Consider the following 22,445-nt stretch of genomic DNA (forward strand, 5'->3'; position numbering starts at 1 on the left):
AGTGTGAGCCATGTCCGATTCTTTCAAGATGGATAACCTGCCTTTTAGCTTGTTGGATGAGCGTGAACAGGCGCTGATGAATAACCATCTTGATATTGCGTACTTCCAAAAGGGAGAAACCATTATCGAGGCCGGCAAACCACCGGAAGGCGTGTTTATCATCTTTAAAGGTCGTGTTGCGGAAAGCGATGTGACAGAAATTGATGAGAAGGGTATTCCACAAAGTAGTAATGTTTTTGTGCATTACGAAGATGAGGATTATTTTGGTGGTTGGTCGGCGCTGCATGGAACCGCCATCCATAATTTTATCGCGGTTGAAGAAACCATTTGTCATCTGTTGCCGACCAAGGTCCTGTTGGAACTGATGTCGAGTAATCATCTTTTTGCAGATTATTTCCAGCAAAATCTTACCGCTAAGCGTGAAATCGTGGCTCAGCATGGGCAAAGCCAGGATATGGCGGAATTCATGTTGGCCCGTATTAATGATGGTACGATTCGCGAGCCCTTGATTGTGCCTGAAGGTACGAACTTGCATGAGGCCACGCGTTTAATGCGTGAGATGAAAGCGGATTGTGTGTTGGCGAAAAAGAAAAACCGTTATGGCATGGTCACAGGTACGGACTTGTTGGATGCCGTTGTTCTAAAAGGCATGTCTTTAGATGCAGATGTGTCGGACATTGCCAGCTATCGTCTCATCACTGCCGAGCCAGACGATTATTTGTTTAACGCTTTGATTTTAATGACGCGTCAACAGATTGAACGTGTTGTGGTGATGCGTGGCCCTGAAGAGTTAGTCGGTATCGTCGAGTTAACCGATGTTTTAAGTCATTTCTCTAGCCATTCTCATGTTATAGGTTTGCGGGTTGAGCGTGCGCAGAGTATTGAAGAGTTGCGTGAAGCGGCTTTGGGTTTAACCGATCTGATCAAAGCCTTGATTTCGACTGGCGTAAAAATACGTTTCACTATGGAACTTTTGGCGGCAATGAATGGCCGTATTATCTCTAAGTTATTTGATTTGATTATTCCGAATGATGTGCGCCCTCATGTCTGTTTGATTGTGATGGGCTCCGAGGGTCGGGGTGAGCAGATTATGAAAACCGATCAGGATAACGCTCTTTTAGTACGCGATGGTTTGGAATGGTCGAAGCTGACAGAAACCATGCGTCTATTTAGTGAGACTTTAATCTCATTCGGTTTTCCACCCTGTCCAGGTAATATCATGGTGTCCAACCCAGAGTGGGTGAACTCAATCGATAGCTGGACACGTAAATTGACGCGTTGGAGTCAAAACTGTGATGGTGTGTCGGTCATGAATTTGGCGATCGCCGTAGATGGTAAACCCATTGCCGGTAATATTGCTTTGTTCAAAGTGGCGAGGAATGCGTTTTTACGCAGTATTCGCAATAACGATATATTCTTTTCGCATTTTGCCAAAGCCGCGCTGAATTTTGATACCCCCTTAACCTTCTTTGGAAATCTCAAAGATAAGGGGCAATTAGATATTAAGAAAGGTGGTATTTTCCCGATAGTGCACGGGATTAGAACCATGGCGCTGGAAGAGCGCATTTTAGAAACCAACACCTTTAAGCGTATCGAGGCGTTGGTGGAGATGGGACAGATACCTAGGATCGTAGGTGATAACCTGATGGAGGCCTTATCACTTTTTATCCAGGTACGATTAAAACAACAAATACAGCGTGTGGAAGCCAGTGAAAATGGTTTGGATAAGACGCCCAATGCAATCGATCTGCAAAGATTGAATAAGCTGGAGCGTGATCTTTTGCGTGATGCGCTACGCATCGTCAAGGATTTCAAAAAGTTCTTATCCACGCGCTACCACATAGGTTCATAAATTATGATCTTGCCCCGCACCATACGAAGAATGAAGGAGCGTAGGGATCATCGCGATGGTCCTTATGCCCACTTATTTGAGCCTTATCAAGGTGATGAGGTGGTGTCTCTGGATTGTGAAACCACGAGCTTGGATGTTAAAAAAGCTGAAATTCTCTCGATTGGCGCTGTACGTATTCGTGGTCGCAAGGTGATGACCAGTGAGCGCTTAGATATCAAGCTTAAGCCGCCAGCGTCATTAACCGGTGATTCGATTAAAATTCATAAGATTCGTGCCGCGGATCTGGTGGATGGGGTAGACATTGATGAAGCGCTGGAACAGGTGTTAGCCTTCGTTGGAAATCGCCCTATCTTGGGTTATTACGTCAACTATGATATCCGTGTTTTAGATAAATATTTCCGCCCTAAATATGGGTTTGGTTTGCCCAATAAGGCGATTGAGCTTTCTCATGTTTATCACGATATCATTAAGTGGAAAACGGTTGGGGGAGATCTTGATCTGCGCTTTGATACCATCTCGAAAAAACTGGATATCCCGATTATCCAGCGCCACACGGCTCTAGGCGATGCTATCACGGTGGCTTTGATGTACGTTCGTTTGCGTCATGGTTCTCCTCCCTCCGTAGCTTGAGTCTTCAGCTCGGGCGTCAAGAAAGAAGCAGGCTTTATGGCCTGCTTTTTGCTTATACAGCTTTACAGTGATTTATATTGACGCCAGTGTGACGGATATCTGTCGCAGATGGTGGCGCTTCGGCTTGTATCCGAGGTGTATCTCTCTATAATGTCAAAAAAATGCCGTATTTAGGGTAGGGCTTCACCATGATTGAACGTGCCGATATCTCCAGCCTTCTTTCGCAGATGCGTAGCTTGCGTGCGGAAATGCAGTCAGGCGTGCGTCAGGTTGAGCTCCCTTCATTACAGGGTGCGTTACCAGGGCCGGGTGGTATTACTCAGGCGGATAAAAATAGTTTTGCGACCTTGCTGAAATCCGCAGTCAACTCGGTCAATGAACAGCAAAAAAGTGCAAATCATCTGCGAGAGGCTTATGAGCGAGGCGATGCCGGTGTCGATCTGCCGCAGGTGATGATTCAAGCTCAGAAGGCTTCCGTTTCTTTCGAGGCGATGACTCAAGTGCGTAATCGCTTGGTCAGTGCCTATGAAGATATTTCTAAAATGCCGATCTAATAATCAGGTTGCTTATTAAATGGACAATGCTGCAGGAACCTTAAACAAGGGCGGTTTGATGGCAGGCTTCAACAGTCTGGGTATCTTGCGTCAGCTCGGTTTGATGGTCGGCTTGGCGGCCAGTGTGGCGATCGGTGTGGCGGTTGTGCTCTGGTCGCAGAAACCAGACTATCGAGTTCTTTATTCTAATCTGAGCTTTGCCGATGCCAATGAGGTGATCGAGCAGCTGCGTGCCAACAGTATTCCTTTTCGTTTTGATGCCGACGGTCGAGCGATTCTTGTCCCGGAATCCCACGTCCATACAGCGCGCTTGCGCTTAGCCTCGGAGGGTTTTACTGCAGATAAAACCGTGGGCTTTGAGCTGATGGATCGTGAGCAGGGTTTGGGAACCAGCCAGTTTATGGAAACCACCCGCTATCGCCGTGGTTTGGAGGGTGAGTTAGCGCGCACTATCTCAAATATGGTCGCGGTGCGTTCGGCGCGTGTGCATTTGGCGATTCCAAGAGATACGGTGTTTATCCGTGATCAGCGCAAACCGCGCGCGTCTGTGTTTCTGGAACTCCATGCAGGTCGACAGTTGGAGCGCGATCAGGTTGCTGCGATTGCCAGTCTGGTTGCTTCAAGCATCCCTGAATTAGATCTGCAAGATGTCACCTTGGTGGATCAGCGTGGTCGTCTGCTGAATATGCGGGATGCGGATACCGATGTGGTGTTGGCTGCTCGTCAGCTGGAGTATACACGCCAGATAGAAGATACCTTGGTCAATCGTGTCAATAGCATTTTGCAGCCCGTAGTGGGATTGGGGAATTTCCGTGCTGAAGTTTCGGCGGATATCGACTTTACCCAGGTGGAGCAAGCCAGCGAAATCTACAATCCTGACCAACCCGCGCTGCGCAGTGAGCAGACTCTTGAGGAACGTCGTGCGGCCAGTGATGCGGCAGTGGGGGTGCCGGGTGCTTTGTCGAATCAGCCACCCGGGCCGAATTCGGTTCCCGAGGTGATGGCGGACGGTGCGAGTGGTGGTGCGGGTACTGCCGCGGCGGGCAGTGGTCGTAATCAGGCGACGCGTAATTTTGAGCTGGATCGTAGCATCAGTTATACCCGTCAGCAGACGGGGGGTGTCAAACGTTTGACGGTGGCGGTGGCAGTCGATGATTTGATGAGCGTGAATCCAGAAACGGGGGAGCGGACACGAACACCTTGGTCAGAAGCCGATCTTGAGCGTCTGCGTCTCTTAGTACAAAACGCGGTGGGTTATTCTGCTCTGCGTGGTGATAGAGTGGATATTATTAATACAGCTTTTGTTCCTCCCGAGGTGTTTGAGTTTGATGAGCCGGGCTTCTGGCAGCAAGACTGGTTTTGGGGCTTGATCAAGCAACTTTTAGCGGGTCTGTTTGTGCTGCTTCTGGTGTTAGGTGTCTTGCGTCCGATTATGAAAAATATTGCGGCGGCGGGTGGTAGTCGTATTGCCGGTGGCACAAGTGCGGCAGGCGATGTTGCCGCCGAGCTGCAATCTTTGGATGCGGGTGTGATCGCCGATGATAAGGTGACTTTTGGCGGTTCAGGCTCTGCAATGTTCGCTGGGGGAGCGAATGAAAGTTTTGATTATCAGTTAAATGCGATCCGTAGTTTGGTAGCGGAAGATCCCGCGCGAGTCGCTCAGGCGGTAAAGCAATGGGTGGTTGAGCGTGAGTGAGCTGAGTGATATCGAGAAAGCCGCGGTTCTTTTGATCAGCCTAGGTGAGGCGGATGCTGCTGAGATTCTCAAGCATTTGGGTCCGAAAGAAGTGCAGCGTATCGGTGAGGCGATGTCGCGCTTGGATAATGTGCCTCAGTCTCGGGTCGAGGGTGTGGTCAGCGACTTCTTGGAAGTGGTGAGTGATCAGACTGGTATCGGTATTAATAATGATCGTTATATACGCGCGATGTTGAATCAAGCCTTGGGTGAAGATAAGGCTAAAACACTGATCGATCGTATTCTATTTAGTACCAATACCTCCGGCTTGGATACACTGCGCTGGATGGATCCTCGTCAGGTGGCGGAGATTATTCGTTTTGAGCACCCTCAGATTCAGGCGGTGATTGTTTCTTATTTAGAAGCGGATCAAGCCGCGAATGTATTGGGTTATTTTGACGATAAAGTCAGACTGGATGTCTTGATGCGTGTGGCGGCACTGGATCAGATCCAGCCCCAGGCGCTGCAAGAGTTAAATGATATGCTGGAAAGCCAGTTTACAGGCCCACGCTCAACTCAGCTGACCAAGTTGGGGGGGGTGCGTTCGGCAGCGAATATAATGAACTTCATTGAGACTCAGATTGAAGTGGAGTTGATGGAAGGCATTAAAGAAGTGGATGAGTCGCTGGCTGCACAGATCCAAGATCTGATGTTTGTCTTTGATAATCTGATCGATGTGGATGATCGGGGTATTCAGGTGATTCTGCGTGAAGTGCAAACCGATGCGCTGGTGATCGCTTTGAAAGGTGCCGATACCGCTCTGCAAGAAAAAATCTTCAAGAATATGTCCAAGCGTGCGGCTGAACTCTTGCGTGATGATCTAGAAGCGAAAGGTCCGGTACGTATTAGTGAAGTGGAAGCGGCGCAGAAGGATATTTTGGCAGTGGCCCGACGTCTTGCCGATGAGGGCGAGATTAATTTGGGTGGCGGCGATGAAATGATTTGATGTCAGCATGAAAAAAGACTTCCAGCCCCCCACGCGTATCCCCGCATCGGAACTCTCCGAGTTAAAATCCTGGCATCTACCTGAAATGCTGCCTCTGACCGACTCTCCGGCCTTCTTTGCGCAACCCCATCCGCGCCATGAAGAGGATAGGGTATTCGTCACCGATGAAGAGGTGGTCGCTCAGACCTTATCGCTTGAAGATATAGAGCGTATTCGTGAAGAGGCTTATCAGGAGGGTTTTGCGCAAGGCCGTGAGGAGGGGTTTGCTCAGGGTCATATTGAAGGGCAAGCGGCGGGTCAGTCTGAGGCTTTGCGTTTGGGTGAAGAACAAACGCAGGAGCGCTTAGAGTTATTGCAGGCGATTGCAGAGTCTTTTCGACAGCCCTTAGCCCAGCAAGAGCAGGCTCTGGCAAAACATCTAACTGAGTTGGTGTTAAAGATCAGTGAAGCGGTCGTCAAAACCGAGTTGGCCGAACACCAAGCTTTGTTTCAGCAAACGCTAGAGAGTGCTTTGGCTCAGCTGCCCAAACAAACCAGCCCCTTTACCCTGCGTGTGCATCCTCATGATGTCGAAAGATTGGATTGGCTGGCTGAGCGTTATGATTATGTTGTGCAAGAAGATTTGGCTTTAGCCCCCGGCAGTTGTGTGTTGCTGAATGAATGGTCGCACATAGAGTTCGATGTTGAGAAACGTTTCGCACAGGTGGCGGAAGAGTTTCGTCAACGTTATCAACTCCTTTATACGGATCCCCATCCCAACAGTGGAGAGGCTTAATGTCGCTGCTGGCGCGTTTTCAGCAACTGGCGGATAAGCCTTTTACCTCGCCGACCCCTCAGGTCTGTGGTCAGATTACACGTATGATTGGATTAACGTTGGAGGCGGCCGGATTGAAGGTGGCCTTGGGCGATAATTGTAGGGTTGAAGTCTCACCGTCGCATTGGGCGGAAGCTGAGGTGGTGGGGTTTTCCGGCGATCGTATTTTTCTGATGCCTCTGCATAGTATCGAGGGTCTGCGCCCGGGTGCACGTGTGATCCCACAGGAGGCCGCCAGTTTGGTGCCGGTGGGTTTTGGTTTATTGGGGCGTGTGATCAATGGTGTAGGTAAGGCACTGGATGGCAAAGGTCCGCTGGATGCTGAAGACTGGGTGCCCTTGGCTGGAGAGGAAATTAATCCTCTGCAACGCCATCCTATCAGTGAGCCTTTGGATGTCGGCATTCGAGCGATTAATGGTCTGTTGACTGTAGGTTGCGGTCAGCGTTTGGGCTTATTTGCGGGCAGTGGTGTGGGTAAGTCCGTGTTATTGGGAATGATGACGCGTTATACCCAGGCCGATATCACCATTGTAGGTTTGATCGGCGAGCGTGGCCGTGAAGTGCGTGAGTTCATCGAGCATAGCCTGGGCCCTGAAGGGATGGCGCGCTCGGTGGTTGTGGCGTCACCCGCAGATGATTCACCCTTGATGCGCTTGCGTGCAGCGCAGTTGACTACGCGTATCGCCGAATACTTTCGGGCACAGGGTAAGCGTGTGCTTCTATTGATGGATTCATTGACGCGCTATGCTCAGGCACAACGTGAAATTGCCTTGGCTATCGGTGAGCCACCGGCGACAAAAGGTTATCCACCGTCTGTTTTTGCTAAGTTGCCTAAATTAGTGGAGCGTGCGGGCAATGCGGCCGCAGGGCAGGGATCCATTACGGCATTTTACACAGTGCTCACAGAAGGCGACGATCAGCAAGATCCTATTGCGGATTCGGCGCGTGCGATTCTTGATGGACACTTTGTTTTGTCGCGCGGATTGGCCGAGCAAGGGCATTATCCGGCGATAGATATTGAGGCTTCGATCAGTCGTGTGATGCCTCAGGTCACTTTACCTGAACACTTGCAACGTGCTTTGGAGTTTAAGCGTCTTTACTCGCGTTATCGGCAAAACGCAGATCTGATATCGGTTGGGGCTTATGCGCGGGGGAGTGATCCTCTTACGGACCGGGCCATTGAAATGTTGCCTTTGATTAACGCCTATCTTCAGCAAGGTATGCAAGAATCTATGCCCTTATCACGCAGTCAGGATGAGTTGGCTTTGGTGATGAGTGCGCCTCAGCAATCTCCGCAAGTCGGGAATATGATGGTGTCGGGAGTTAGGCGGTGACGGCAAAGCGCTCACAACGTTTAAATCTGGTGCTGGATCTAGCAAAGCGTAAGCAAGCGCAAGCCGATCGTTTTTTGGCGGAGGCGACTCAGCGTGTCCAGCAGGCTGAGGCTCAACGTGAACAGTTGCAAAAGTACCTGTTGGAGTATCAAATGCAGTTTACCCAAGCGGGTCAGCAGGGATTAAGTCCGGCGCAGCTGCAAAATCATCAGGCCTTTATCAATCGCTTGCAAACTGCCTTGCGTCAACAAGCGCAAACCTTAAATTTAGCGCAACAGCAATTAGAGCAGGTTACGCGGCATTGGCAAGAAACCTACGCACAAACTCAAGGTGTGGATAAGTTAACGCAAAAAGTGCTGCAAGAAGAGCAACGACAACAAGATAAAAAAGAGCAGCAGGCGATAGATGAGCGAGCTCAGCATCGAACCCCTGGGCCCTTTTAACCTTATTCCTAAAGCCTGACTTCTATCTAATTTCTCACGCAGTTTCATACAAAAGCCTACCTGATTTTCACCAAAACCTATCTGGATCGATTTGGCTTGGTTATTGCTAAGACTGAGTAAGATGAATGTATGTCAGGAGCGGTGTATGAACTCACCTAACTCAATTCAGTTGCTTGGCGGTTTGCTCAGTTTATCCACGCCCAGTTCGGCGTTGGGGCTTGAAGGCGGCACCTGGATGCCGGGTGCCGGTGTTTCGGGGGCTTTTGCAAACTGGTTAGGTCAGGCGATGCAATCTCAACCTCAAGCAGAGGCCAGGATATTCTCTCAGGGTTTAATGGATGCATCGACGGGGCAAGATTTCGCCGCAGAGGGCAGAGCCTTGCCGCAAATCGCTGAGTCCTCAGCTGACCTCGATAAGCTCACCGCTTGGTTGCAGGATATTCTCCAGGGTGAGCCGGCTGCGATGCGGGGCTTATCTAATGAAGAGCAGGCTTGGTTACAGCAGACCTTACGGGCCTGGTCGAACTTGCATCAGGAAGGTGGAGCCGTTCCTGAGAACGAGAAGTGGACAACGTCGCCAGCACTCGAAAATTTAAAAAACCAGTGGCAACTTTTGTCAGATCAATTGGAATCCAGTGGCCGTTTGCCCCTGCAGGCTTGGTCATCTCAGACTTTGAGTGAGGCTCAGGAACTCGCCGCCCAAGCTGAGACAGGTTTAGAGGCTGAAAGTTTGGATTCTATGCTACGCCTGTTGGTGTCGATGCTGAATCCTCAGGCTCCAGCCGATCAGGCCGCTTCGAGTGCGCAAACAGCTCAAGTCGATGCTGTCAGTGAGCAAGGCCTTGAAGTGCAGATGGAGGCCTCCTTAGAGTCTTCATCGCCTGCTGAGGCACTGTCCACCCCTCTAACTCAACCCGATGAGGTGGACCCTCAAGAAGTAGCTTCCAGTTCAACGGCAATGGAGACTGCACGCGCCTCGCAGCGTGCAGCAGAAGAGGTACTGCAAGCGATACGCGATAAGCTCTTGGCTCGGCAGGAGGCGCGTGCTGAGGCCTTGGGGCCAGGTCAGGCAAAAGGACAATTAACCGCTTTAGCTGAGGCGTTGCGAAGCTTGGGCATGGGTCGGCCAGATCCGGTTCTAAAAGGTGAAGCGGATGGCATCAGAAATAGTGATGCCGCCACCTCGACACCTTTGGAGACTGCGGCTTTGCCGGAGTCCTCTTCGCTTGCTGCTCTGGTGAATCCTAGGTTGGCGGCATCTGAATCCATGTTGAATGCTGCGACAGCGTCTCAAACGCAAATACCCCAGCCCTCTCTCTTAGCACAAGCGGTGAATCAGGTGGTGAACGGCACGCTTGATGCGGAAGCTGAGGTTGAGGGCTTGAATCCTGAGCCGAAAGCGGTGCTTCGAGAAGTGACTTTAGCGGAAACGGTTGGGCGTCAAGTGGAGCCTGGATCAGCACGCGCTGAGGCGAGTGCCTCGAATTCAGCGGCTCAGACAACATCTGTATCAGGCTTAAGTGCCCAGGCAAGCAGCTTAAATGTGGCTGCACCCACGCAAGAGGGATTAACCGCAAAAACGGCTTCGGAGAGTCTGGAATCTCAGCGCCAGTTGTTAAATCCAAATTTTGCGCGCATTTTGGGTGAGCGTAGTCTCATGATGGTTCAGCAGGGACCGCGTGTGGCTGAAATTCGTTTGGATCCGCCAGAGTTGGGTTCTTTGCGCATTCGTGTTCATCTCCAGGGCAATGATCAAGTCAGTTTGAGTTTTACCGCCTCGAATGCGGCTGTGCGTGAAGCGATCGAGCAACAGTTGCCGCGTTTGCGTGAGATGTTTTCAGGGCAAGGGATGCAGTTGGCCGATGCTTCGGTATCGGATCAGTCTCCCGAGCAGGAGCGTCAAGCGTCCTCTGCGCGCAAGGGGCGGTCCTATGGGCGTGAGAGTGCTGAAGCCGATCTGGAAGGTTTGCCACAAACGCTCAAACCTCTTGGGTTGGTTGACTATTACGCTTGAGGTTCTTCACCTCTGCCGTGGGGGGTGTGATATATTATCAAACCATTCAGATTCTTGCGAAGAGGTAGCGCATGGCAGAGAAAGAGGCAGTCGAGCCTGCAGCAGAAGGTAAGGGTTCTTCGAAAAAACTGATCATCATCATTGCTTTGGCCGTTGTGCTGGTACTGGCCGGTGGTGGAGCGGCAGCTTGGTTTTTCTTGAGCGGTTCATCCTCTGAGGATCCCGATGCGCCTAAGGTTGAGGTCAAGCGTCCGGCGATCTATGTCAAATTGCGTACTCTGGAAGGACGGCCTATGTTTGTGGCCTCCATGCAATCCAGTTCAGGACAGCGCCATCTGATGCAAATTTATGCTGAAGCCAAAACGCGTGACCCTGCTGTGGAGCAAGCACTTAATCAACACATGCCGCTGGTGGTCGCCCGACTCAATACGCTATTTACTACGGCGGATCCTGAGAGTTTGCGCCTGGTGGAAGGTAAGCGAGCGCTGCAACAGCAAGCCACTGCAATTGTTCAGGAAGTGATGTCGGATAAGGCTGGCAACTCGGGCGTTGAAATTGTGCTCTTCACCAGTATTGTGATGCAGTAATAGGGAAAGCGCGCTATGTCCGTGAAAGACCTGCTGTCACAAGACGAAATTGATGCGCTTTTGCATGGTGTTGATGAGGGTGATGTTGAAACGGCTGAAGATCAGCCCGAGGACGATGGCTCGGGTGTTCGTCTCTATGATCTAGCCAGCCAGGAGCGAATTGTCCGGGGTCGTATGCCGACTCTGGAGATGATTAATGAGCGTTTTGCACGTTCAGCCCGCACCACCCTGTTTAATCTCATTCGTAAACCTGCGGATGTGACGGTTGGAGGGGTGCAGGTGATGAAGTATGTGGACTATATCCATACCCTGTATGTTCCGACCAGTATGACCTTGATGAAAGTGCACCCTTGGCGAGGCACAGGTTTATTCATCATGGATGCTAAGCTCGTCTTCAAGCTGGTTGATCAGTTTTTTGGTGGCGATGGCCGTCATGCCAAAATAGAAGGGCGTGATTTTACCCCGACTGAAACACGCATTGTTTTTAAAGCTGTCAATCAATTGTTTCAGGATATGTATGAAGCTTGGTTGCCGCTGGTCAAACTGCGTTTTGAGCAGACGGGCCATGAATTGAATCCAGCGATGGCTAACATTGTCAACCCCAGTGAAGTGGTTGTGGTCAGTACCTTTCAAGTCGATCTTGAAGGTGGAAATGGCGAGTTTCATGTCACCTTACCCTACTCAATGATCGAGCCGATTCGTGATCAGCTCACTTCAGCCTTTCAAAGCAGTGAACATGAGAAAGATGAGCGTTGGTTAAGTTCTTTGCGTCGCGATATCGTGCATGCCTATCTGGATCTGGATCTGTTGGTGGCTGAGCGAGTCATGACATTGCGTGATGTGATGGAGTTTGAGGTGGGGGATGTTGTGCCTTTAGAGATTCCTGAAGAGCTGACTTTGCTTGCCAACGGTGTGCCCATGTATACCTGCCAACTCGGCACATCACGTGGTAATCTAGCGGTTAAAATTCGAGAAGCGATTCAACAGGATGTGGATTAAACGTCAATGTCTTTTGCTCCCTATAAGGAGCGCGTAAAGGGCTTGGCTTCTTGTGTGAAGGGCTTATGTGAATCGCTTGTAGGGTGCTGGTGCGACTCTTTTGGAGACTAGAGTGTGAGTGAAGATGTAGATCAACAGGCGCTGGCAGATGAGTGGGCGGCTGCCATGGAAGAGCAAACCGGGCAGTCCCTGGCGGAGGATATTCATCGCGTTGAGTTTAATGAACTCCAGGATGAAGCTCAGACCGCAGCCGATCCTCGCCTTGATGTGATTCTTGACATTCCGGTGCGCTTGACCGTTGAAGTCGGTGGAACTGAGATTGCCATACGTAATCTGTTGCAGTTGAGTCAGGGATCGGTCATTGAACTGGCGCGTGTTGCCGGTGAGCCTCTGGATGTTAAGGTCAACGGAACCTTGATTGCTCACGGTGAAGTCGTGGTGGTGAATGATCGATACGGAATACGTTTGACGGATGTTATCAGTCCGCAAGAGCGTATTCGGCGGTTGAAATAAATCTTATGTTTGCCAAAGCGCTTAGCCTAAAAAAACATCTTTTACCGTTGATCGGTGGCCTATTTTATTTCTGGGGCACCAGTGCTTGGGCAGAGGGCAATAGTGCGGTGTCGCGCCCAAGCTATCCGGGAAGTGATCCACTGAGTTTCAGTGCCTTTTTGCAGTTGGCTTTGGGCTTGTTGTTGGTGCTGGGCGTCATTTTTTTCTTGGCTTGGTTACTCAAACGCATGAGTTTTCTACCGGGTCAGCACCCACAGTTGCGTATTCTAGCGGCGATTCCGCTGAGTCATCGTGAACGGGCAGTATTGATTCAGGTGGGTGATGAGCAGCTTTTGCTGGGTGTGGCGCCGGGGCAGGTCAATCTTTTAAAAAGCTTTGATCAACCTATTCTCACGACGGATATCGCATCGACGAGTGATTTTTCCAAACGTCTGCAGCGCTTATTGAATAGCAAGAGCGATGTACCGTCATGAGGTGGCTCGCTTTATTAGGACTGTGTCTAGTTTGCCTGATGCCGAGTTGGGTTTGGGCGCAGGATATCAGTCTCCCTGCGGTGACCATGCAGGTGGCAGAAGACGGCTCAACTGAGTACAGCATCACCATCCAGATTCTGGCATTGATGACCCTGCTGACTTTCTTGCCGGCCATGGTCATGATGATGACGTCCTTTACCCGTATTGTCATTGTCTTTGCAATTTTGCGTCAGGCTTTGGGTTTGCAGCAAACACCTTCTAATCAGGTGTTGGTGGGTTTAGCCCTGTTCCTCACCTTTTTTATCATGACCCCCGTACTAGACCGAGTGAATCAAGAAGCGGTTCAGCCTTATATGGCGGAAACACTTTCCAGTACCGATGCTTTGGCTGCTGCGGGTGTGCCCTTTCATGAGTTTATGATTCGCAATACTCGAGAAAGTGATCTTGAGCTGTTTATGCGAATAGGGGAGGTGCCTCCGGTCGAAACGGAAGCGGATGTCCCCTATCGAGTTTTGATTCCGGCTTTTGTGGTTAGTGAACTGAAAACGGCTTTCCAGATCGGTTTTATGCTGTTTATCCCCTTTCTTGTGATTGATCTGGTCGTCGCCAGCGTCTTGATGGCCATGGGTATGATGATGTTATCGCCGGTCATCGTATCTTTGCCGTTTAAAATCATGCTGTTTGTTTTGGTAGATGGTTGGGCGATGGTAGTGGGCACGCTAGCGGCCAGTTTTGGGCTTTAGCGAAGGAGGTCAGATTGCTGGTTGAAAATACCCTAGACCTTTATGGCGGAGCCTTCTGGCTGATCATTAAGATCGTTGCGATCATTGTCGGTCCTGCGCTGGTAGTAGGTTTGATCATTTCGGTTTTCCAGGCCGCGACCCAGATTAACGAGCAGACGCTAAGTTTCCTTCCGCGATTAATCGTCAGCTTGCTAGCGTTGATGTATGCCGGTCCCTGGATCGTGACCCAGATTATGGATTTGTTTACCTTCTTATTTATGAATATTCCGCACATGATAGGTTAAGGGGATGTTTGTCTCTTTAGCTGAATTGGAACAAATGGTCAGTAGTTTCCTCTGGCCTCTGTTCCGTATCGCTTCGTTTTTTATGGCCATTCCAATTATCGGTACACAAATGGTACCCATGCGTGTGCGTTTGGGCTTGGCTCTGGTGATGACGGCATTGATCGTGCCGGTTTTGCCGGAGATGCCCAGTTTCAGCGGTTTATCAGTTGAGGCTTGGTTGATCATTATTCAGCAGATCTTGATAGGCACGATTTTGGGGTTTGCGCTGAATATTTTGTTTCAGAGTTTTGTCACCGGAGCGCAGTTGATTGCGATGCAGTCAGGCCTGGGTTTTGCGATGGTGACCGATCCGGCAAATGGTGTCAGTGTGGTGGTGGTAGCGCAGCTCTATTCTATGCTGTCGATGCTCCTGTTTCTGGCGATGAACGGCCATCTGGTGATGATCGATATTCTTGCCAAAAGCTTTTATGTCCTGCCGGTTGGTTTTGAAGGCTTCTCGCAGGAGGTTTATTTAAAGTTGGTGCTGTCTTTAAGTTGGTTGTTTATGGCAGCCCTCTTAATGGCTCTGCCTGCGGTCACAGCTCTGTTAATTATTAACTTCGCTTTTGGCATCATGACCAAGGCGGCGCCACAGTTAAATATTTTTGCCATAGGTTTTCCTTTCACCATGCTAGTGGGACTGGTGATGTACTGGGCGAATTTGCCGATTTTTTACGACCATTATTTGCGGATGACGGATTTTATGTTGAATTTTATCCGTGACCTCTTACCCAATGCCTCCGGAGTTTAGGAATGGCTGAAGAAACGGGTCAAGAAAAGTCTCAAGAGCCTACGCAAAAACGTATTGATGATGCGCGTAAAAAAGGCGATATCGCGCGCTCCAAGGAGCTGACGACTCTAGCTCTGCTGATGGCAGCAGGTGCCGCCGCTTTGCTTTTTGGAGGTGGGGTGGCGAGAACCATGACTGATATCTTTGCGACGAACTTTAGTTTGAGTCATGAAGTTATCAATGATCCGGCTTACATGATTAGTTATCTATACCACTCTCTTCTCAATGCGTTTTTAAGCCTTTGGGGGTTTTTTCTCTTAGTGGCTCTGGCGTGTTTATTTGCCTCGATTGCATTGGGCGGGTGGAACTTTAGCGGCGAGTCTTTAATGCCCAAAGGCAGTCGTCTGGACCCGATCGCCGGAATTAAACGAATGTTTTCGTTGAAGTCCTTAATCGAGCTGTTGAAAGCAATAGCCAAGGTTCTGATCGTCGGTGCTGTGGCTGTACTGGCCATTACGCTGCTGCGCCCGGAGTTGATGGCGCTCACGGCCGAAAATGTCATGGCGGCGATAGGTCATGCGGTGACAATTATTGCCTGGGCGTTTCTGGTGATCAGTGCCACCATGATTTTTGTCGTTTTGGTGGATGTGCCTTTTCAGCTCTACGACTATCGAAAAAAATTGAAAATGACCATGCAGGAAGTGCGCGATGAGATGAAGAACACGGAAGGGAAGCCGGAAGTGAAGCGTCGTATCCGTCAGCTTCAGTATGAGATGTCGCAACGCAAAATGATGCAGGATGTGCCGACTGCAGATGTTGTGATTACCAACCCGACGCACTATGCGGTTGCAATACGTTATGACCAGGCAAGCAGTGATGCACCTGTGGTCTTGGCGTTAGGTGCCGATTTTGTGGCGCTGAAAATTCGAGAAATCGCGACTGAGCATCAGGTTCCGATCGTTGAAGCGCCTGCGTTAGCGCGCTCGCTTTTTTATAACGCCCGTATCGGTGATGAGATTCCATCTGGGTTATACAATGCCGTGGCACAAGTGCTGGCCTATGTGTTCCAGCTCCGAGATCCACTCCTTCCCCAATCCCCCAAAGCCCCACGCGAAAGCGATCTGGAGATTCCAGATGAGCTGCGAGTCGATCAATAGGCAAAATTCGCTAAGGTTGGCGTAATTCTTGCAAAATCAGACCTTTAGTCAGTCAAAGTGCGGAATTTCGTCATTAAATTGACGATTTAATTTCTTTTCAAACAGGTAATACCTCATCTTGGTCTTGAGGTGGGTATGATCTGTGCTTAATTGATGTTTTTTTGACGGTTGGTGGGTGTGGATCGAGCGGCAATCCTGAGTAACGTACGCAGTATCAGTCAGGGGAATCTGGGTATTCCTCTGTTGCTGCTTGTTGTCTTGGCGATGGTTACGCTACCTATGCCTACGCTGCTGTTGGACGTTTTTTTTACGTTCAATATTGCCCTTTCGATCGTTGTTTTGCTGGTCTGTATTTATGCGCTGCGGCCTTTGGACTTTGCTGTTTTCCCCACCATTTTGTTAGCGGCCACTTTATTAAGACTGGCTTTGAACGTCGCTTCAACACGTGTAGTGCTGCTGAATGGGCATGAAGGGGGGGCTGCTGCTGGGCAGGTGATTCAAGCCTTTGGTGATGTAGTCGTCGGCGGTAATTATGTGGTCGGGATAGTCGTCTTTCTGATCTTGGTGATTATCAACTTTGTAGTTGTAACCAAGGGTGCGGGTCGTATCTCTGAAGTGAGTGCGCGTTTTACCCTGGATGCCATGCCGGGTAAGCAGATGGCTATAGATGCCGATGTGAATGCCGGTTTGATCAGTCAGGATGAGGCGCGCGCACGACGCCAGGAAGTCACCCAGGAAGCCGATTTTTATGGAGCGATGGACGGTGCTTCGAAATTTGTTCGAGGTGATGCTGTCGCGGGGATTTTAATCCTGGTGATTAACCTTCTCGGTGGTTTAGCCATTGGCATGGTGCAGCATGACTTAGATTTTGATACGGCGATGCGCAACTACTCGCTCTTGACCATAGGAGATGGTCTGGTTGCACAGTTGCCTTCTCTGTTGCTCTCAACAGCGGCTGCGGTGATGGTGACGCGAGCCAACTCATCTGAGGCGATGGGCAGTCAGGTCTTCAGTCAGATGTTTGCATCGCCGCGTGCTTTGATGGTGGCGGCGGCGGTGATTTTTATTATGGGCATCGTGCCGGGGATGCCGCACTTCGCTTTTATCAGTCTGGCAGCGGCGGCAGCGGGTGCAGGTTGGATGATTTATCGGCGTCAGCAACAGGCGCAGCAACAGGAGGTGGATGAGGCCGATCTGCCGAGCACGCCGAGACCTGAAGAAGAACAGCGTGATCTCAACTGGGATGATGTGATGCCGGTGGACATGATCGGCTTGGAAGTCGGTTATCGCTTGATTCCCATGGTAGATAAGATGCAGGGTGGGCAGTTGTTGGGACGCATCAAAGGCGTGCGTAAAAAACTCTCACAAGATCTAGGTTTTCTGGTGCCGTCGGTGCATATTCGGGATAACTTGGATTTAATGCCAGGCGCTTATCGTATTACCTTGATGGGAGTGATTACCGGTGAGGGCGAGGTGTATCCTGATCGTGAGTTGGCGATTAACCCGGGGCAGGTTTTTGGTTCTTTGAAAGGCGTGGCGGTTAAGGATCCGGCGTTTGGCTTGGATGCCGTTTGGATCGAGAAAAGCCAGAAAGAGCATGCGCAAACGCTGGGTTATACGGTGGTGGATGCCAGTACGGTGGTGGCGACCCATTTAAATCAGATTTTACAGAGTCATGCGCATGGTTTGTTAGGGCACGAAGAGGTGCAGCAGCTACTCGATGTGCTGGGCAAATCTTGTCCTAAACTGGTGGAAGAGCTGGTTCCTAAGCGACTGTCGATCAGTACGCTTCTAAAGGTTTTGCAAAATCTATTGATGGAACAGGTTTCACTCAAAGACTTTCGAACCATCGCAGAGGCTTTGGCTGATGCAGTGGATCGGACTCAGGATCCGCTCTCTTTGACAGCGGCTGTACGAGTCGCCTTGTCTAGGCTTATAGTACAGAGTATCAATGGCTCCGATATTGAGCTGCCGGTGATTACTTTGGATCCGGCGCTAGAGCAGATGTTACTGGGTTCTATGCAGCAGGGTCAGCCAAATGATGAAACGCTCGTGCTTGAGCCGGGCATGGCCGAGCGCTTGCAGACCTCTTTGGGTCAGGCTGCGCAACAGCAAGAGATGATGGGTAAGCCTTCTATTTTGCTCGTGGCGGCTCCGGTGCGGCCATTGATGGCGAGATTTGTGCGTTATGGGGATCATCAGATTCATGTGCTCTCGTATCAAGAGATCCCTGAGAGTAAGCGTGTCACCATTGTTGCAACAGTGGGTGGAAATCATGGCTAGATGGCTGAGATCAACTCGAGTGCCGAATAAGGGAAGGATATGAAGGTTAAACGCATCTTCGCTCCAGATATGCGTCAAGCAATGCGCCGCGTCCGAGAGGAGATAGGCGCAGATGCCGTCATTATTTCTAACCACCGGGTTGCGGGGGGAGTTGAGCTAGTCGCCGCACGCGAAGAAGATTATGAGATGGCACAGGCCGAAATTCGACGCAATCGTCAAGCCCAGGCGGCGAAAATGGTGCGTCCTGAATCTAAGCGCCAGATGCCAGATGCCGATCTTGTTGCCGAAATGCAAAAAGCTCAATTGCGCATTGCGCAGGCGCGTCAGCGTGCGGAAGAGCCGCAAATACCGCAGGACATCCAGGCTAATCGTCAGATCGAAGATGAAGATGATGAAGATCTGCGCTTTATTCTACAGTCATTAAAAGCGCGACAAGAGAGTCGTCAGAAACCACCACTTCCTGATTTATCCGAAAACCCCTGGGACCTTGTACCGGATGGGCGTACGGAGCCGAGTGTGCATTTGCCTTCGGATGATGTGGTTCGCGGGATGCAGCAAGAAATACATCAGCTACGTGCTTTGCTTGAACAGCAGCTTAAGCAGATGCAGATGCCGGCGGCCTCGCAGGAGATTTGGCGTGATCCCCAGCATCGAGACTTGGCTCAGCAGCTGGAGCGTTTGGGCGTGAGTCAGGCGCTGTCTCGACAGCTGTTGGCTAGCCTTGAAACTGGTTTGTCCTTCGAGGAAGCCTGGCGCAATTTGCTGGCGCGCTTAACGGATTCAATTCCAGTGGTGGGTGAAGAGTTTATCGCGCGTGGTGGAATGATCGCATTTGTTGGGCCAACAGGTGTCGGCAAAACCACCACCATCGGCAAGTTGGCGGCGCGCTATGTGTTGCAGCATGGCAGTTCGGGGCTGGCATTGGTCACCACGGATTGTTTTCGTATTGCCGCACATGAGCAGTTGCGTACTTTTGGTCGAATTTTAGATGTGCCTGTACGAGTGGTGGATGAAAACCATAATCTCGAAGAGGTGCTTTTATCGCTGCGTGGTAAGCGCTTGGTCTTGATTGATACGGCCGGTATGAACGCTCAGGATCCGATGGGACGCGTGCAGCTGGATATGCTTTCTTCGGTATCGCTGCGATTGAAAAAGCTTTTAGTGTTGTCTTGTTCCAGTCAGCGCCAGCTTTTGGAAAATGCTTGGAAAAACTACCAGGAATTGGGACTGAATGCCTGCATTCTCAGTAAATTAGATGAGTCCGGTAGTCTGGGTGAGGCGATGAGTTTGGCCATTGAAAAGCAGCTGCCTATCGCCTATATCACAGATGGGCAGAAGATACCGGATGATCTAGTCGTGGCCACACGTGGAGATTTGGTCAGTCGAGCAGTTGTCACTGCTGAACGGCAAGGTGCGAGTGGTGCGCCCCAGGCCTCTGTCAATTATCGAGCCGGTTAGTAGGGATAAGGGATGATAAAAGAGGCTCACCCAGTAAAAGTGATCGCCGTGACCGGAGGTAAAGGTGGGGTTGGCAAGACTAACGTTTCGGTCAATCTATCGGTCGCACTGAGTGAAATGGGGCGGCGTGTGGTTTTGATGGATGCCGATTTAGGTTTAGCGAACGTCGATGTCCTGCTCGGGTTGCGCGCTAAGCGAACCCTAGCGGATGTGTTGGAGGGGCGTTGTAGCTTGCAAGAGGTGTTGGTGCAGGCTGCGGAAAAAATGTGGATTGTCCCTGCATCCTCCGGTACACAAGAGATGACGGCGCTTTCTGAACATCAACATGCCGAATTGATCCATGCCTTTAATGATATTGCCGATATGATGGATGTTTTGGTTGTAGATACTGCGGCAGGTATCTCAAATTCGGTAGTGAGTTTTGTGCGTGCGGCTCAAGAGGTGTTGGTGGTGGTCTGTGATGAGCCGACATCCATCACCGATGCTTATGCGTTGATTAAGTTGTTGAACCGTGATTATCGAGTGAATCGTTTCCGTGTCTTGGCAAATATGGTGCATTCTGACCAAGAAGGGCGCAATATGTTCAGCAAATTGCTCACGGTCACGGATCGCTTTTTAGATGTAACCCTTCAATATGTAGGCTCAATCCCTTATGATGAATCGGTTCGAAAAGCAGTTCAGAAACAAACGGTTGTTTTAAAGGCCTTCCCGAAAAGTCGAGCTGCTTTAGCTTATAGGCAGTTGGCAAATCGGGTCGATGGCTGGCCAGTACTCAAAAGCCCAAGAGGGCATCTGGAATTTTTCGTAGAGCGTTTAGTGCAGCAATCCTAAACGCTCTCAGCTGACGAAGAAGCGGCATGTATAACCAGCTTGAATTTAACTCGAGCCAAGACTTGATCGCGCAGTATGCTCCTCTGGTCAAGCGTATCGCTCAGCATCTGATGGCGCGCTTGCCGGCTAGTGTTACTTTGGATGATCTTTTGCAATCAGGCATGATTGGTCTACTCGAAGCGGCGCGTAAGTATGATCCGAGCAAAGGGGCCAGCTTTGAGACCTATGCGGGTATCCGTATCCGTGGGGCTATCATAGATGAGGTTCGGCGGGGTGATTGGACGCCGCGTTCTGTGCATCGTAATGGTCGACGTGTCGCTGAAGCGATCCAGGCCGTAGAAGCGCGGACCGGGCGTGATGCGACCGATGCAGAGGTGGCAGCCGAAATGGGGGTGTCGATTCAGTCGTATCATGCCTTTCTGCAAGATTCGATGGAAAGTCGGCTATTTAGTATTGATGAGCTGACGGAGCAGGATGAAGATCATTCTGCCTTACAGCTTGAGGCAGAGGACCAAGGCCCAGCAATTGCTGTGCAACAGCAGGGTTTTCGTGCTTCCTTGGTCGCGGCTTTGGAAAGTTTACCCGAGCGTGAGCGCTTAGTGCTTGCACTCTATTACGATGAAGAGCTGAATCTTAAGGAAATCGGTAGTATTCTGGGAGTCAGCGAGTCGAGAGTGAGTCAGATTCACTCTCAGGCTGCGCTTAGGTTGCGTAGCCGGCTGAAGGACTGGCAGTAAACGTAAATATAAAGGCCGATTCTGAATCGGTAAGTCTATCAGTGTCTTTGAGTTATAAAGCTGGGGGAAAGTGTCTTGAAAAAAGACATACGGATACTGGTGGTCGATGATTTTTCGACCATGCGACGTATCATCAAAAATCTGCTGCGTGATCTGGGATTCACGAATGTTGAAGAGGCTGATGATGGCAAAACGGCATTGCCGATTTTGCAGCAAGGTCGTATCGACTTTCTGATCACCGACTGGAATATGCCAGGCATGACCGGCATAGATCTGTTAAAGACGGTGCGAGCGGATCCCGCTTTGTCACATATCCCTGTGTTAATGGTTACGGCTGAAGCGAAGCGTGAGCAGATCATTGCTGCGGCTCAGGCGGGTGTGAATGGATATGTAATCAAACCTTTTACAGCGGTGGTGCTCAAGGAAAAAATCGAGAAGATCTTCGAACGACTCGAATGAGACCTGCCTGAAGAGAGTGACAGGATGAATAATAAAGTCGCCACGATAGAGTTTGAGGGTTTGGAAGCTTTTTTACAGCAGAAAGCCCGAGCATTGGTTACAACCCTTGAACAGGGGAATCTGGCTAGTGCAATAGAACTGATCAATGAGCTGCAACAAGCACGTCACCAAGTTTTTTATAATGAAGTAGGTCATTTAACGCGCGGATTACACGAAGCGATTAAGGCCTTTTCCTCAGATATTGATGAAAAAATGAGTTCAAACGCGGATGACAGTTTGCCTGCTATGGCGGACGCCTCAGACCGTTTGGCTTATGTCATTGAACTCACCGAAAAGACTTCTCATGAAACGATGGATCGTGTTGATGTGTCGTTAAGTCTGGTGGATCGTCTAGATAACCAATCGGAACGCTTTCGTGATCTTCTGCTCCTGGTGGGGCAGTTAGAAGGTGAGTTTAAAGCGTTAGATGGTGTCTATGATCGTACCTGTGCCGTCAAGGATGAGTCTGAAAAAACGATTGAGCAGTTGCGCTCGGTTCTCACCGATATTCTTGTCTCACAAAGCGTTCAGGACATTACCGGTCAGTTGATTCGCCGTGTCATCACGCTGATGACTCAAGTCGAAATTCAACTGGTCAAGTTGATGGAGATGGCAGCTAAGGTTGAGCGCTTGAGCGGTTTTGAGCTCCTGGCGGGTGAGGATGCGGAAGCATCTCAACAGAGTGAGGATATTGCTGCTCAGGGGCCGCAAGCGCGCACCAAACAAAAAAGTGCCGTGTCCGATCAGGACGAAGTGGACGAATTGTTATCCAGTCTTGGTTTTTAAGTAGG

General features: G+C 50.3%; 23 protein-coding genes. All 23 read left to right on the forward strand.

All coding sequences use genetic code 11. From position 1 onward, the window contains the following. The first annotated feature begins 10 nt into the window (after window positions 1–10). Window positions 11–1,852, forward strand: a complete 1,842-nt coding sequence (locus E1H14_RS02510; protein WP_149389860.1) for a putative nucleotidyltransferase substrate binding domain-containing protein — start codon at window positions 11–13, stop codon at window positions 1,850–1,852. A gap of 3 nt (window positions 1,853–1,855) precedes the next feature. Continuing rightward, window positions 1,856–2,482: a 3'-5' exonuclease gene (locus tag E1H14_RS02515; RefSeq protein ID WP_149389861.1), complete on the forward strand. Its 627-nt coding sequence runs from the start codon at window positions 1,856–1,858 to the stop codon at window positions 2,480–2,482. A 188-nt stretch (window positions 2,483–2,670) separates the two neighbouring features. Further along, window positions 2,671–3,036, forward strand: a complete 366-nt coding sequence (gene fliE / locus E1H14_RS02520) for a flagellar hook-basal body complex protein FliE (RefSeq protein ID WP_149389862.1) — start codon at window positions 2,671–2,673, stop codon at window positions 3,034–3,036. 19 nt (window positions 3,037–3,055) lie between these two features. Then, the gene (fliF, locus tag E1H14_RS02525) at window positions 3,056–4,732 is read left to right on the forward strand and encodes a flagellar basal-body MS-ring/collar protein FliF (RefSeq protein ID WP_149389863.1); all 1,677 of its coding nucleotides are present in this window, start codon (window positions 3,056–3,058) and stop codon (window positions 4,730–4,732) included. Further along, a complete protein-coding gene (gene fliG / locus E1H14_RS02530; RefSeq protein ID WP_235017362.1) occupies window positions 4,725–5,717 on the forward strand; it encodes a flagellar motor switch protein FliG in 993 nt (330 codons plus the stop codon). Before fliF ends, fliG begins: the two co-directional genes overlap by 8 nt. A 7-nt stretch (window positions 5,718–5,724) precedes the next feature. After that, window positions 5,725–6,492, forward strand: a complete 768-nt coding sequence (locus E1H14_RS02535; protein WP_149389865.1) for a FliH/SctL family protein — start codon at window positions 5,725–5,727, stop codon at window positions 6,490–6,492. After that, window positions 6,492–7,865: a flagellar protein export ATPase FliI gene (gene fliI / locus E1H14_RS02540; RefSeq protein WP_149389866.1), complete on the forward strand. Its 1,374-nt coding sequence runs from the start codon at window positions 6,492–6,494 to the stop codon at window positions 7,863–7,865. The genes E1H14_RS02535 and fliI overlap by 1 nt, the downstream gene beginning before the upstream one ends. Beyond that, window positions 7,862–8,308, forward strand: coding sequence for a flagellar export protein FliJ (gene fliJ / locus E1H14_RS02545; RefSeq protein ID WP_149389867.1), 447 nt, complete (start codon window positions 7,862–7,864; stop codon window positions 8,306–8,308). The genes fliI and fliJ overlap by 4 nt, the downstream gene beginning before the upstream one ends. Window positions 8,309–8,453: 145 nt before the next feature. Beyond that, entirely contained in the window at window positions 8,454–10,322 is a 1,869-nt protein-coding gene (locus E1H14_RS02550; protein WP_160142004.1) for a flagellar hook-length control protein FliK, read from the forward strand. A gap of 71 nt (window positions 10,323–10,393) precedes the next feature. After that, window positions 10,394–10,909, forward strand: coding sequence for a flagellar basal body-associated FliL family protein (locus E1H14_RS02555; protein ID WP_149389869.1), 516 nt, complete (start codon window positions 10,394–10,396; stop codon window positions 10,907–10,909). A gap of 15 nt (window positions 10,910–10,924) precedes the next feature. Beyond that, complete coding sequence (fliM, locus tag E1H14_RS02560; protein WP_200834004.1) at window positions 10,925–11,908, forward strand: flagellar motor switch protein FliM; 984 nt, start codon at window positions 10,925–10,927, stop codon at window positions 11,906–11,908. 114 nt (window positions 11,909–12,022) lie between these two features. Beyond that, a complete protein-coding gene (gene fliN, locus E1H14_RS02565) occupies window positions 12,023–12,421 on the forward strand; it encodes a flagellar motor switch protein FliN (protein ID WP_235017363.1) in 399 nt (132 codons plus the stop codon). A gap of 5 nt (window positions 12,422–12,426) precedes the next feature. Then, window positions 12,427–12,894 carry a flagellar biosynthetic protein FliO gene (gene fliO / locus E1H14_RS02570; protein ID WP_149389870.1) on the forward strand — a complete coding sequence of 156 codons (468 nt, stop codon included), beginning with the start codon at window positions 12,427–12,429 and terminating at the stop codon, window positions 12,892–12,894. 38 nt (window positions 12,895–12,932) lie between these two features. Next, the gene (gene fliP / locus E1H14_RS02575; RefSeq protein WP_235017364.1) at window positions 12,933–13,637 is read left to right on the forward strand and encodes a flagellar type III secretion system pore protein FliP; all 705 of its coding nucleotides are present in this window, start codon (window positions 12,933–12,935) and stop codon (window positions 13,635–13,637) included. A 14-nt stretch (window positions 13,638–13,651) separates the two neighbouring features. Beyond that, window positions 13,652–13,921 carry a flagellar biosynthesis protein FliQ gene (gene fliQ, locus E1H14_RS02580; RefSeq protein WP_149389872.1) on the forward strand — a complete coding sequence of 90 codons (270 nt, stop codon included), beginning with the start codon at window positions 13,652–13,654 and terminating at the stop codon, window positions 13,919–13,921. 4 nt (window positions 13,922–13,925) lie between these two features. Then, complete coding sequence (gene fliR / locus E1H14_RS02585) at window positions 13,926–14,711, forward strand: flagellar biosynthetic protein FliR (RefSeq protein WP_149389873.1); 786 nt, start codon at window positions 13,926–13,928, stop codon at window positions 14,709–14,711. Window positions 14,712–14,713: 2 nt separating this feature from the next. Beyond that, on the forward strand, window positions 14,714–15,847 hold the full coding sequence (gene flhB / locus E1H14_RS02590; RefSeq protein WP_149389874.1) for a flagellar biosynthesis protein FlhB: 1,134 nt from the start codon (window positions 14,714–14,716) through the stop codon (window positions 15,845–15,847). 177 nt (window positions 15,848–16,024) lie between these two features. Beyond that, the gene (gene flhA / locus E1H14_RS02595; protein ID WP_149389875.1) at window positions 16,025–18,130 is read left to right on the forward strand and encodes a flagellar biosynthesis protein FlhA; all 2,106 of its coding nucleotides are present in this window, start codon (window positions 16,025–16,027) and stop codon (window positions 18,128–18,130) included. A gap of 39 nt (window positions 18,131–18,169) precedes the next feature. After that, window positions 18,170–19,588 carry a flagellar biosynthesis protein FlhF gene (gene flhF, locus E1H14_RS02600; protein ID WP_149389876.1) on the forward strand — a complete coding sequence of 473 codons (1,419 nt, stop codon included), beginning with the start codon at window positions 18,170–18,172 and terminating at the stop codon, window positions 19,586–19,588. A 12-nt stretch (window positions 19,589–19,600) separates the two neighbouring features. After that, window positions 19,601–20,419, forward strand: coding sequence for a MinD/ParA family protein (locus E1H14_RS02605; protein WP_200834005.1), 819 nt, complete (start codon window positions 19,601–19,603; stop codon window positions 20,417–20,419). 26 nt (window positions 20,420–20,445) lie between these two features. After that, complete coding sequence (locus E1H14_RS02610; RefSeq protein ID WP_149389877.1) at window positions 20,446–21,156, forward strand: RNA polymerase sigma factor FliA; 711 nt, start codon at window positions 20,446–20,448, stop codon at window positions 21,154–21,156. Window positions 21,157–21,243: 87 nt separating this feature from the next. Then, entirely contained in the window at window positions 21,244–21,615 is a 372-nt protein-coding gene (gene cheY / locus E1H14_RS02615; protein ID WP_235017369.1) for a chemotaxis response regulator CheY, read from the forward strand. A gap of 24 nt (window positions 21,616–21,639) precedes the next feature. After that, window positions 21,640–22,440, forward strand: a complete 801-nt coding sequence (locus E1H14_RS02620; protein ID WP_149389879.1) for a protein phosphatase CheZ — start codon at window positions 21,640–21,642, stop codon at window positions 22,438–22,440. Window positions 22,441–22,445 lie beyond the last annotated feature (5 nt).

It is taken from the genome of Nitrincola tapanii (genome assembly GCF_008368715.1).
Classification (GTDB): Bacteria; Pseudomonadota; Gammaproteobacteria; order Pseudomonadales; family Balneatricaceae; genus Nitrincola; species Nitrincola tapanii.